This window comes from Photobacterium piscicola (genome assembly GCF_046058925.1).
Lineage (GTDB): Bacteria > Pseudomonadota > Gammaproteobacteria > Enterobacterales > Vibrionaceae > Photobacterium > Photobacterium piscicola.
This window is the reverse complement of sequence record NZ_CP175534.1, coordinates 1,304,580-1,316,804: the sequence shown is the minus strand read 5'-3', so window position 1 is coordinate 1,316,804 and position 12,225 is coordinate 1,304,580. Positions and strand designations below refer to the sequence as shown.

The 12,225-nt window shown below is 39.3% G+C and carries 10 protein-coding genes; 6 read left to right on the top strand and 4 right to left on the bottom strand.

What is annotated here, in order from left to right; genetic code table 11:
• The first annotated feature begins 77 nt into the window (after positions 1-77).
• The 3 genes from ACJZU6_RS06505 (at position 78) to yvcK (ending at position 2,080) form a co-directional block, all read left to right on the top strand.
• Positions 78-305 (top strand): hypothetical protein, encoded by a 228-nt coding sequence (locus ACJZU6_RS06505; protein ID WP_080157916.1) that lies wholly within the window; start codon positions 78-80, stop codon positions 303-305.
• A 193-nt stretch (positions 306-498) separates the two neighbouring features.
• A complete protein-coding gene (locus tag ACJZU6_RS06500) occupies positions 499-1,077 on the top strand; it encodes an LON peptidase substrate-binding domain-containing protein (protein ID WP_107276388.1) in 579 nt (192 codons plus the stop codon).
• A gap of 106 nt (positions 1,078-1,183) precedes the next feature.
• On the top strand, positions 1,184-2,080 hold the full coding sequence (yvcK, locus tag ACJZU6_RS06495) for a uridine diphosphate-N-acetylglucosamine-binding protein YvcK (RefSeq protein WP_408900831.1): 897 nt from the start codon (positions 1,184-1,186) through the stop codon (positions 2,078-2,080).
• On the opposite strand, the gene ACJZU6_RS06490 is transcribed toward yvcK, so the two are convergent.
• The 4 genes from ACJZU6_RS06490 to pepE form a co-directional block, all read right to left on the bottom strand.
• Positions 2,042-2,401 carry an Hpt domain-containing protein gene (locus tag ACJZU6_RS06490; RefSeq protein WP_080157919.1) on the bottom strand — a complete coding sequence of 120 codons (360 nt, stop codon included), beginning with the start codon at positions 2,399-2,401 and terminating at the stop codon, positions 2,042-2,044. The two genes, yvcK and ACJZU6_RS06490, sit on opposite strands and share 39 nt — an antisense overlap.
• Entirely contained in the window at positions 2,401-3,861 is a 1,461-nt protein-coding gene (gene luxO, locus ACJZU6_RS06485) for a quorum-sensing sigma-54 dependent transcriptional regulator LuxO (protein ID WP_408900830.1), read from the bottom strand. Before luxO ends, ACJZU6_RS06490 begins: the two co-directional genes overlap by 1 nt.
• Before the next feature lie 384 nt (positions 3,862-4,245).
• Positions 4,246-6,273 (bottom strand): excinuclease ABC subunit UvrB, encoded by a 2,028-nt coding sequence (gene uvrB, locus ACJZU6_RS06480; protein WP_080157921.1) that lies wholly within the window; start codon positions 6,271-6,273, stop codon positions 4,246-4,248.
• Positions 6,274-7,375: 1,102 nt separating this feature from the next.
• Positions 7,376-8,113 carry a dipeptidase PepE gene (gene pepE / locus ACJZU6_RS06475; protein ID WP_080157922.1) on the bottom strand — a complete coding sequence of 246 codons (738 nt, stop codon included), beginning with the start codon at positions 8,111-8,113 and terminating at the stop codon, positions 7,376-7,378.
• A gap of 407 nt (positions 8,114-8,520) precedes the next feature.
• Here pepE and rsxA point away from each other — a divergent pair, with 407 nt between their 5' ends.
• The 3 genes from rsxA to rsxC are packed head-to-tail and all read left to right on the top strand — an operon-like array spanning position 8,521 to position 12,223.
• Positions 8,521-9,102: an electron transport complex subunit RsxA gene (gene rsxA / locus ACJZU6_RS06470; RefSeq protein ID WP_080157923.1), complete on the top strand. Its 582-nt coding sequence runs from the start codon at positions 8,521-8,523 to the stop codon at positions 9,100-9,102.
• Entirely contained in the window at positions 9,102-9,686 is a 585-nt protein-coding gene (rsxB, locus tag ACJZU6_RS06465) for an electron transport complex subunit RsxB (RefSeq protein ID WP_080157924.1), read from the top strand. The genes rsxA and rsxB overlap by 1 nt, the downstream gene beginning before the upstream one ends.
• 2 nt (positions 9,687-9,688) lie before the next feature.
• Positions 9,689-12,223 (top strand): electron transport complex subunit RsxC, encoded by a 2,535-nt coding sequence (gene rsxC / locus ACJZU6_RS06460; RefSeq protein ID WP_408900829.1) that lies wholly within the window; start codon positions 9,689-9,691, stop codon positions 12,221-12,223.
• Positions 12,224-12,225 lie beyond the last annotated feature (2 nt).

Here is a 12,225-nt window from a genome sequence, read left to right as displayed (position 1 = left end):
ATTCTACCTTTCGAGCAGAAACACGACAATACTAGTTAGGTATTTAACGCTAAAATCATGTCAATTGTGGAGGATTTATGTTCAATATAATGGAATCAGCAACACTGGATGATATTGCACTTTATCTGCAACGAGAAGAAAGCCTTGATTCAGATTCTGCTCGTGCAGCAGCCCAGCAAGTATTAGGTAATTTTATTGAAATGCGCAATAAAGGTCTAATAAAAGGATGGTACTTTGATGAATTTGGCCATTTAGAGTTGCTACCGACCGACAGTGTTCAATCATGGATCGATCAAACAAAATAAACCGCCACAGGCACAATGGTTTTTATTTTGCTTACCAATAAAACCCAATATTAATAAGTGGTATTTTAACATAAACACCTGATGGTTATTTTTGCTTAACAATCAACCACTTTAGTTGTCGACGTGTGTTTTTATAACTTCGGCACCAGACTTGCTTGCCTATAAAAAAAGACATCTCATCAATGGTGTAATCATGGCAACGCTACATATACCGCTCTTATTTCAAAAACGTCATATCCTGCCGACAGGACGGATGCAGCTTTATTTATCGACCATTACTGATGCAACAACACTAAAAATTATATTATCATCAAAAACAGGCATTGGTATCTGCATGTTTAGCGATAAAAAAAACCAACAACGCTTATGCCATATAGGCACACGAGTCACGGTTGAAGACTTTAACCATGAACCTAACAAACAACGGATTAAATTAAACATCTATGGCGAAGATCTGTTTAAAATAGCAAAAATAGAGCAAGGTGAAAATAATGTCATATGGGGGAATTGTCAGCAATTACCACTCTGGCCCCAACGTGAACTCACTCTAGAACAACAATTGTTATCGACTCGATTACAGTTAATGTTTAATAAACATCCCGATTTACACAAATTACATCATCAGCAAGAATTCCATAATCTAAGCTGGTTGTGTCAACGTTGGCTTGAAATCCTACCCGTACCGACACAAGAAAAGCAGACCCTACTCAACCGTCCTGATTGTCTTTATGCTTGCGACTATCTCATGAGCATGATCCAAACCCACCATTAATTTTTAAATAATATGATCCATATCGAAATCAGCATTAACCAATAAATGCACGAACGCATATCCTTTGTTAAAATATACTCATAATATAATAATTAGAACAAACATTATGTCTACAGAGAGTACAGCAGTAACACGTATTGTTGCCATTGGCGGCGGTCACGGACTAGGTCGAGTCTTATCATCATTATCTGATTATGGCTCACAGGTTACAGGCGTCGTCACTACAACAGATAACGGGGGCTCTACAGGTCGTATCCGTGCCTGCCAAGGTGGTATTGCATGGGGCGATATGCGTAATTGTATTAATCAATTAATTACTGAGCCGTCTATTGGTTCTATGATTTTTGAATACCGCTTCCGTGGTAATGGCGAACTTAATGGGCATAATTTAGGTAACTTAATGCTAACTGCATTAGATAACCTTTGTATTCGTCCTCTTGATGCGATTAATTTAATTCGCGATATGCTCAAAGTTAAGCCTTTCATCATTCCAATGTCTGAACACCCTTCTGATTTAGCAGCTATTACCCATGACGGTCAAATCATTAATGGTGAAACCAGTGTTGATGAATTAGCTGAAATTCCCAAACGCCTCTACTTAGAACCCGCAGTACCTGCAACAAAAGAAGCTGTAAATGCCATTATGGAAGCAGATATTATTCTATTAGGACCCGGCAGCTTTCTAACAAGTATTATGCCCGTATTACTACTGCGGGATATCGAACAGGCTCTAAAAATCAGCACGGCTAAAATTGCTTTTATTACTAATATAGATAAAGAAAAAGGCCCAGCTGGAGAGATGAGCCTTAAAACGATGCTATATTGGTGTGAACGCGCAATGGCAGGAAGAAAGATTGATACCATCATCACAGATGTACATCAACCACTACTCAATCCTAAGTATCAGCAGATGGTACTGGATTTAGCGTCAAATAATCATGAATGGCGTCATGATCGTAACAAATTAAAACATGCGGTTGATAGACTCATTGCTTCCCGCTAGTTGTTTATATTCAATTGCCATTCCTGCGACCATTTGCCTAAATTGAGGTAAATGGTCAATCATCCAATCATCTTGACCTTGCCTAACACGGTATTCACATTCTTGTGCCATTAATGCTAAATCATCAGCACCAAAACTTGCGGCACTGCTTTTAATCGCATGGCTAATATCACCAATTTGATTTATTGAAGGTTGGCTTGACAGCTTTTGACAGTACTGTTCAAGCTCATCACTAAAAACATTAAGCAAGATTGCGACCGTGTCTGCCCCGACTTCATCTGCTAATTTTTTTAATGTTTCTGCATTTATATTAATTGCCATTAATCAATCTCCCGACTACCCGCCGTCTCTTGCCAAGTTTGTAATTTACGATAAATTGTTGATGGACTCACTTCTAATAACCCTGCAGCACGAGGAATATTTCCATTACAAGCATCAATAGCCCATTGAATAGCACGTTTTTCTACTATCCATAGAGGTTCAATTTTATCTTTTTGTATTTCGTCAACAAATGATGTATTTGACGTATTTATCGTTGGTGTCAATGTCGTATTTAGTTGTGGATAGACTGATACGGGAGATGCAAATTCCGCACCAAAAATAGCATTAATCGGTGGCGGTACCATTTCTTTCGTTACTTCTTCAGCGGTATTTAGCACAACAATATTACGAATAATATTTTGTAGTTCACGCACATTTCCCGGCCAAGAATAAGATTCAAATAACTGCAATACTTCTTTAGAAAAACGGCTAAAATTCTTACCTTCTTCTAATGACATTAATCCTAATAATGCATGAGCAATTTCAATAACATCATCACCACGATCACGTAATGGTGGTAAGGTGATCGGAATCACATGAAGTCGATAATAAAGGTCTTCTCGAAAACGACCTTCTTGCACCTCTTGCCATGGATTTCTATTGGTCGCGCACACAAAACGAACATCAACATGGCATGTTTTAGATGAACCGACTTTTTGATAAGTGCCGGTTTGGATAAAACGCAATAATTTGCTTTGTAAATCCAAATCCATCTCACAAAGCTCATCTAACATTAAGGTGCCATTATGTGCTATCTCAACAGCTCCTTGACGTTCAGTTGATGCCCCCGTAAAGGCACCTTTTACATGACCAAATAATTCACTTTCAATCAGTTCTTTAGGAATTGCGGCACAGTTTAAAGCAATAAACGGTTTATCATGACGTGGGCTTGCTGCATGGATAGCTTCAGCACAGACTTCTTTTCCCGTTCCACTTTCACCGGTTATAAATACTGTTGCTTTACTTGATGCCGCAGATTCAATAACGCGATAAACAGCTTGCATAGGTAAGCTATTACCAATGAAGCCTTGATATTGTGCGCCATCAGATTGTTTTGAGGGGGTATTAGATAATGATTTAGTATTACCTTTAAATACATTATTGACCGTTATTCGTAACCGATCTGCCTCACAAGGCTTAATTAGAAAATCTTGAGCCCCCTGTCGAATCGCATCAACAGCAATATCGATAGAGCCATGAGCTGTCATAATAACAACAGGAATATTACCGTGATCTTGTCGAACTAACTGTAAGACTTCCATGCCAGTCATATCAGGTAAGCGAAGATCTAATAAGATTAAATCTGGAATAACACCTTTGATAAACTGCAATGCTTCTTCACCGGTACCCACAATACTTACATTGAGTCCGAGAGGATTTAAGTAAGATTTATATAAGGCAGCCACTGACGCGGTATCTTCAACCATTAATACTTGGCGTTGTCGTGTAATGCTTTCCATCGCTCCTCCAAAAACGAACTCCTTAATCTAATTGTAATCAATACAATTGAAAGTGGGATCCTAATTTACTTTTTTTATATTATGCCAGATTCAATTGCAGAATGGTTTGCATTTTGCGAATACCATTCGTTTTATGCGCATCAATAATGAAAAATAAAGGCACTCAATCACTAGAAACAGACAAAAAAAGCCGATAGATGCTATAAAAAAAGTTGGCATGGGGTATGCAACTATAACAATGACTCTTATCTTAGGGGTCAACCTAGCCAACTGACGTTGTTGTGGATTCTTTCACTTAACAATGAAGCCAACCGAACCTTTTTCTCGGCTGGCTTTTTTTTTATCTGCATATTTCAATAAATATACACTATTAGCTACAAGCAATTAACTGTTAGCAATAAATTGCTGCCTTAATTGATGAATTTTATCCCGCGTTTCAGCAGCTTGCTCAAACTCTAAGTTTTGTGCAAAATCATACATTTGTTTTTCTAAACGCTGAATTTCAAGCTCTAATTGTTGCGGTGTTAATACCGAATAAGTCCCTTTTGATTCCGCCACTTTATGTAGCTCAGCGGCTTTATTTCGAGATTTAGTTCTTCCACTCGGCGCACCCAGTTCTAATAAATCACCAATTTTCTTATTCAATTTTTGAGGAACAATATTGTGCTCAAGGTTATATATAATTTGTTTTTCACGGCGACGTTGGGTTTCATTAATAGCCCGTTCCATAGAACCAGTAATACGATCACCATATAAAATAGCCTTACCTTCAATATTACGTGCAGCTCGTCCCATGGTTTGAATCAAGGATCGTTCTGAACGTAAAAAACCCTCTTTATCCGCATCTAAAATAGCCACCAATGAGACTTCAGGAATATCGAGTCCTTCTCGAAGTAAGTTAATCCCAACTAACACATCAAATTTACCTAACCGTAAATCACGAATAATTTCAACCCGTTCAACCGTATCGATATCAGAGTGAAGATAACGTACTTTAACACCATGTTCAGTTAGATATTCAGTAAGATCTTCTGACATTCGCTTAGTTAACGTCGTCACTAACACTCGCTCTTGTTTAGCAGATCTTATGTGGATTTCAGAAAGTAAATCATCAACTTGTGTTGCTACAGGTCGAACTTCTATTTCAGGATCAAGCAAACCTGTAGGACGTACCACTTGCTCAGCAATATCACCTGCTGATTTTTCAATTTCATAAGTACCTGGTGTCGCTGAAACGTAAATTGTCTGAGGTGCTAGAGATTCAAACTCTTCAAACTTCATTGGACGATTGTCTAGCGCTGACGGTAATCGAAAACCATATTCCACCAGATTTTCTTTACGAGAGCGATCGCCACGGAACATAGCCCCTATTTGAGACACAGTAACGTGTGATTCATCAATAATTAATAAACCATCGGCAGGAAGATAATCAAATAATGTTGGTGGCGGCTCACCCTCAGCACGACCACTGAGATAACGTGAATAGTTTTCGATACCAGAACAAAAACCAAGCTCGTTCATCATTTCGATATCAAATTGCGTTCGCTGTGAAATACGCTGTTCTTCAACCAATTTATTATTATCTAACAATTGTTGCTTACGCTGGGTTAACTCTAATTTAATCCCTTCGATGGCTTCAAGAATTTTCTCTCTGGGTGTCACGTAGTGTGTTTTAGGATAAATCGTCGTACGGGCTAAATTACGTTGAATAATGGCGCCAGTTAAGGGATCAAATGATGAAATAACTTCAACTTCATCATCAAATAATTCTAATCGAATCGCTTCTTTTTCTGATTCGGCTGGGAAAATATCAATCACTTCCCCTCGAACTCGAAACGTACCTCGCTCAAAGACAGCATCATTACGTTTATATTGCAGTTCAGCTAAGCGACGAAGAATGTCACGTTGATTGAGTACATCACCACGACGTACATGTAACATCATTTTTAAATAAGATTCCGGATCACCCAAACCATAAATAGCCGATACTGATGCGATAATAATAACGTCGCGCCGTTCCATTAATGCTTTGGTTGCTGACAACCGCATTTGTTCAATATGGGCATTAACGGAGGCGTCTTTTTCAATAAATGTATCCGTGGTAGGTACATAAGCCTCAGGCTGGTAATAATCGTAGTAAGAAACAAAATACTCTACGGCATTATCAGGAAAAAAATCTCTCATCTCACCATATAACTGAGCTGCTAAGGTTTTATTGGGGGCCATAATAAGCGTGGGACGATTAGCTTGAGCAATCACATTGGCTATCGTAAAAGTTTTACCCGAGCCTGTAACCCCAAGTAGCGTTTGCTGTGCAAGACCAGAATCAAGCCCATCCATCAATTGTGCAATGGCCGTGGGTTGATCGCCCGCTGGTGAATAATCAGATACAAGACTGAACAGCTTACTCATTACATCTACCCGTAATAACAATACTGAGTATCATTGTGAGCACCTACCCAATAATGTCAATACTGGTGTAGTGAAGTTCAATAATTGTGGTGGTAGCAGGAAAAGGATAAAAATAGCTTCAGTAATAAAACATTACTTATTAAAATTTGAACACCAAACCCAATTTTAACAGCAAAAGCCGCAACCTAGTTATTAACATGGTTGTTAACGCTAGGCCCCCTTTGGACTTTACGTTTTATTACTGAAGCAAATCAACGAATGTTGAATTAAAAATAAAACAGATATTTACACATATAATCATTTTTGGATTAAGTATCTCACCTCTTTCTAGTTTTTACGTAGAAAGATAGAAAACAATAATGAATATGGAAATACTTAATACCTCAAAATAATAAGTAAAAAAACAAGAACAATAAATACCTACTAATGAATATATCGCCTCATATAAATAACCACAATTAATGAATGGTGATGTAATTTATCAAGCGAGCATATGCACAATGTTAATAAACAATAAAAAACGTTAAATATCAATAAAGTAAATAAATATCAGCTAAATTATAATTATAATTAAAATCAGCAATTATAATATATGAAGAAATTATTCATCAAATTTTATGTCTTTTTACTCTAGACGACTCTTTAATTATATTATCTTATTTATACCCTATGGCTATCGTTGAAATTACCGTTAATAAACGCTTTATTTTCCATCAATTCTATAACCATACTATAAACGGAGTGATCACTAACCATTCAAGCTTAAATACTCTCCACCGCTTTTCCAAACATGCTTGCTTTCAATATCATCACATTATTTTTTATATTTCTTCATTATTTATAATATTTACATCTCTATTTCTTTCTCGTTATTCCTTATCATCATTATTATGACAATAGAGCCCCTCATTACATTTCTTATCAACATCAATCAAAATAACCCCCTAACATCAACATAGTTATCCACAGAAATTGTGGACAACCACCAAAAAGCCAAGTGGTTAGGCACTTCTTAAAAATCAAGTCTTTTTTTTATCCCATAAAAAAAGCTAACCTAAATGGCTAGCTCCTTATTAATGTATTAACTATAACAACAATAATATTAGTAATTAAGATCCATCAAAAACTGTACGTCATCACCGGGTTGATAATAAACAGGCTCATTACCGTAGCTAAAGAATTTTAGCGGCTTCCCGTTAGCTGCATGATAACTAATCTTATTATCTGTAACTGCTAACCAGGTACCTTCAGGAATACCAATAACAGGTTCATGTTTATTGATTTCAAGGAACTCTTGAATACGTTCATCACGCGTCTCACCCATATGACCTTCAACAGAGGCTTCTAAGTAATGCGGATTAATTTGGAAAGGCACGAAATTTAATGAAGATAGAATTGCACCAGTTACTATCGGCATATCGTTCGTTGTACGAATAGTTGGGCAACCGATGTTAGTCCCAGCACTCCAACCAATATAAGCCGTTCCTTTTTTTAGTACTGCTTTACGAATTGGACCAACTAAACCTAAATCATGTAAGGTTTTATTAAGTACCCAAGTATTACCACCACTAACAATAATACCATCAGCTTGTTCGATAGCCGTAACAGGATCTTCAGCACGGTGTAAGCCTGTTGCAACACAATCCAAACCCAGTTTATCAAATGTCGCTTGAACTAATGCTACACGATCATCATGACTTGAACGAATAACAGCGTATGGGATCACGACAAAATGCTTCGCTCCAGTACGCTTTACCTGCTCAACAATTGCATCAGCAGCAAATTCCATTACATGCGTGTTACCAGCAATTTTACCATTACTGAGTAATAAAATATCCATTGTTCCATCCTATCGCTTATGTTTATTCGTTATACGTGTAATCACGAACATTATTTATATTAAACTCAGTTATATCAAACGCAGAATTCGCTAATTTTACAACCGCTACAATCACAATTTACAAAAACACTCAGAAAAAACAGCTAAATTTTCATAACAGTTAGCAACATGTTCACCATTTAAAAACACCACCAGCACAATTAAAATTCAAAAACAACGTATTTTATTAACAACCAAACACAAGCTATTCGCTTAAAAGAAGAAATTTATTGCACTAAAAACTTATATTTCAAACAACTACTCAAATTTAAGGCCATTAATAGATAAAACCCTACCCTTGAGGAGTTGTTATAGCGCTCACAAAATCAGATAATGTTGAGATCTCTTGCAATGATAATGAACTCGGTATGACTGAATACCTTTTACTCCTGATCGGAACAGTGTTGGTAAACAACTTTGTTCTCGTTAAATTCTTAGGTTTATGTCCTTTTATGGGTGTATCTAAGAAACTAGAAACCGCTATCGGTATGGGCTTAGCAACTACATTTGTGCTAACGCTTGCTTCTGTGTGCGCATATCTTGTTGAAACCTACATCTTGGAACCATTAGGTATCCAATACTTACGCACGCTTAGTTTTATACTCGTGATTGCCGTTGTGGTGCAATTTACGGAAATGGTCGTGCATAAAACTAGCCCAACGTTGTATCGATTATTAGGTATTTTCCTACCGTTAATCACAACCAACTGTGCGGTATTAGGTGTCGCTTTACTCAATACCAATGAGCACCATAACTTCATTCAATCTGTTATTTATGGCTTTGGTGCGGCAGTGGGTTTCTCATTGGTATTAGTATTGTTTGCTTCTATGCGTGAACGAATTGCAGCGGCCGATGTACCGGCTCCTTTTAAAGGCGCTTCGATTGCAATGATCACCGCAGGCCTTATGTCTCTTGCCTTTATGGGCTTTACTGGATTGGTGAAATTGTAATGAGCGGGATCTTAATTGCTGCCATTGTAATTGCTGTTTTAGCTGCAATATTTGGCCTTATTTTAGGTTTTGCTTCAGTGCGTTTTAAAGTTGAAGCAGATCCTATTGTTGAACAAATTGATGCTATTTTGCCGCAAACTCAATGTGGTCAATGTGGTTTTCCCGGTTGTCGTCCCTATGCTGAAGCAATAGCAAATGGCGAAGTCATTAATAAATGCCCACCCGGTGGTCAAGCTACCATTGAAAAACTTGCCGATTTAATGGGTGTCGAAGTGCCTCAGGCTTCGAATGAAGTAACTAATAGTATTAAGAAAGTCGCTTTTATTCATGAAGATATGTGTATTGGTTGTACCAAATGTATTCAAGCGTGCCCTGTAGACGCCATTGTTGGCGGCACTAAATCAATGCACACCGTAATAAAAGACGAATGTACAGGCTGTGACCTTTGTGTTTCTCCTTGTCCTACAGACTGTATTGAAATGATCCCAGTTAAAGAAACACCAGATAACTGGAAATGGCAACTCAACCAAATACCGGTTGTTAATATTGCTGCGACAGCGAATGCAGAAAAGGTTAAGCCATAGTCATGCTATCGATTATTGAACAAATTAAACAAGGTAAATTGTGGGATTTCCACGGTGGTATTCACCCTGCGGAAAATAAAACATTATCAAATACGCAGCCAATTAAAACTGCGGGCATTCCTAACGAATTAGTGTTGCCACTAAAACAACACATTGGTTCTCGCGGTGATATTATCGTCAATATTGGCGATCACGTTCTCAAAGGCCAACCACTCACGCAAGGTGATATTGCGATGTGTGTGCCTATTCATGCTCCAAGCTCTGGCACTATCACGGCGATTGAGCAACGAACAACCGCCCATCCTTCTGGCTTAACCGATTTATGTATCGTAATTGCAACCGATAACCAAGATACTTGGTGTCATGCAACGCAATACCCTGATTATCAAGATCGCGATCCAGCTGAACTGATTGAAGCTATTCGTCTTGCGGGTATAGCAGGCCTTGGCGGTGCCGGTTTTCCAACCGCACGTAAACTTCAAGGTGGTTTAGGTAACGTTGATATACTGATCATCAATGCTGCTGAATGTGAACCCTATATCACTGCCGATGACCGTCTCATGCAAGATTATGCGGATGAAGTTATCGAGGGCGTGCGTATTTTACGTCATATTATTGCGCCAAAATTAACTTTAATTGGTATCGAAGACAACAAACCTGAAGCAATCAAAGCATTAGAAGCCTGTATTAGTGAAGACGATAATATTATTATTCGTGTTATTCCAACCAAATACCCTTCAGGCAGCTCTAAACAACTGGTTAAGCTATTAACAGGCCGAGAAGTACCTAGCCAAGCACGCTCAACCTCAATCGGGGTTATTATGCAGAACGTAGGTACCGCTTTTGCAATTAAGCGCGCTATTGTTAACGGTGAGCCATTAATTGAACGCGTAGTGACCTTAACAGGTGAAGCCTTTAAACAACGCGGTAATGTGTTTGCCTTATTAGGAACACCAATCGCTTATCTACTTGAAAAATTTGGTTATCAAGCCGATAAAAAACACCCTCGCGTCATTATTGGTGGCTCGCTGATGGGCTTTACATTGCCACATGCCAATGTACCAATTACCAAAATTACCAACTGTATTTTAACGCCTAAGCGTAAAGAGTTACCGCTGCATACTTACGAAATGGCCTGTATTCGTTGTTCTGCTTGTGCTGATGTTTGCCCATCGTCATTATTACCACAACAGTTACAATGGTATGCAAAAGACAAAAACTACGACAAATGTGAAGAATATAATTTAAGCGACTGTATTGAATGCGGTGCTTGTGCTTATGTTTGTCCAAGTGAAATTCCATTGGTACAGTATTATCGCCAAGCCAAAGCTGAAATTTGGGAACGCCAACAAGATGAAATGAGTGCCGAACGTGCACGTCAACGTTTTGAAGCCAAACAGCAGCGTATGGAACGCGATAAAGCTGAACGTGAAAACCGCTTTGCTAAAGCAGCAACGGATCGTCGTCAAAATATGGCAGCATCTGGTGGCGATGATGCTGTTGCAGCAGCTATTGCGCGAGTAAAAGCGAAACAAGCAGCTGCGGCAACAGAAACAACAGCACCAACCATTAAACCTGCAGTTGCTGCCGCTATTGCTAAAGCAAAAGCCAGACAAGCCGCTTCAGTACCAGAAACGAATGCTGAGCCTGATAACAGTGAAATGGCCGCCTTACGTAAGCAGCGTAAACTTCAAGCTCGCGAGCAAAAAGCAGCCAAACATGCTGAATTAATACAACAACAGCAAGCCGACTCAGATCAATCACCAGCACAAAATACAGATAAGAAAGATGCAGTTGCTGCCGCTGTTGCGCGTGCAAAAGCCCGTAAAGCGGCGCAACAAGCACCTGTTAACGATACAACAACAGACACGGCGCCTGTTGCCGAAACAAACACCGACGTTGCAGTCGATCCTAAAAAAGCGGCAGTTGCTGCTGCCGTTGCACGTGCAAAAGCCCGTAAAGCGGCGCAACAAGCACCTGTTAACGACGTAACAACAGATACGGCGCCTGTTGCCGAAACAAACACTGACGTTGCAGTCGATCCTAAAAAAGCGGCGGTTGCTGCTGCCGTTGCACGAGCGAAAGCCCGTAAAGCAGCACAACAAGCACCTGCTAACGACGTAACAACAGATACGGCGCCTGTTGCCGAAACAAACACTGACGTTGCAGTCGATCCTAAAAAAGCGGCGGTTGCTGCTGCCGTTGCACGAGCGAAAGCCCGTAAAGCGGCGCAACAAGCACCTGTTAACGATACAACAACAGATACGGCGCCTGTTGCCGAAACAAACACCGACGTTGCAGTCGATCCTAAAAAAGCGGCGGTTGCTGCTGCCGTTGCACGAGCGAAAGCCCGTAAAGCAGCACAACAAGCACCTGCTAACGACGTAACAACAGATACGGCGCCTGTTGCCGAAACAAACACTGACGTTGCAGTCGATCCTAAAAAAGCGGCAGTTGCTGCTGCCGTTGCACGAGCGAAAGCCCGTAAAGCAGCACAACAAGCAAATAAAGTACAACCCAACATTGAGGAAGAATAATC

Excerpts from the sequence above, each read along its gene's own strand:
- ACJZU6_RS06505 (WP_080157916.1), top strand. The coding sequence starts at position 78 with ATGTTCAATATAATGGAATCAGCAACACTGGATGATATTGCACTTTAT.
- ACJZU6_RS06500 (WP_107276388.1), top strand. The coding sequence starts at position 499 with ATGGCAACGCTACATATACCGCTCTTATTTCAAAAACGTCATATCCTG.
- yvcK (WP_408900831.1), top strand. The coding sequence starts at position 1,184 with ATGTCTACAGAGAGTACAGCAGTAACACGTATTGTTGCCATTGGCGGC.
- ACJZU6_RS06490 (WP_080157919.1), bottom strand. The coding sequence starts at position 2,401 with ATGGCAATTAATATAAATGCAGAAACATTAAAAAAATTAGCAGATGAA.
- luxO (WP_408900830.1), bottom strand. The coding sequence starts at position 3,861 with ATGGAAAGCATTACACGACAACGCCAAGTATTAATGGTTGAAGATACC.
- uvrB (WP_080157921.1), bottom strand. The coding sequence starts at position 6,273 with ATGAGTAAGCTGTTCAGTCTTGTATCTGATTATTCACCAGCGGGCGAT.
- pepE (WP_080157922.1), bottom strand. The coding sequence starts at position 8,113 with ATGGATATTTTATTACTCAGTAATGGTAAAATTGCTGGTAACACGCAT.
- rsxA (WP_080157923.1), top strand. The coding sequence starts at position 8,521 with ATGACTGAATACCTTTTACTCCTGATCGGAACAGTGTTGGTAAACAAC.
- rsxB (WP_080157924.1), top strand. The coding sequence starts at position 9,102 with ATGAGCGGGATCTTAATTGCTGCCATTGTAATTGCTGTTTTAGCTGCA.
- rsxC (WP_408900829.1), top strand. The coding sequence starts at position 9,689 with ATGCTATCGATTATTGAACAAATTAAACAAGGTAAATTGTGGGATTTC.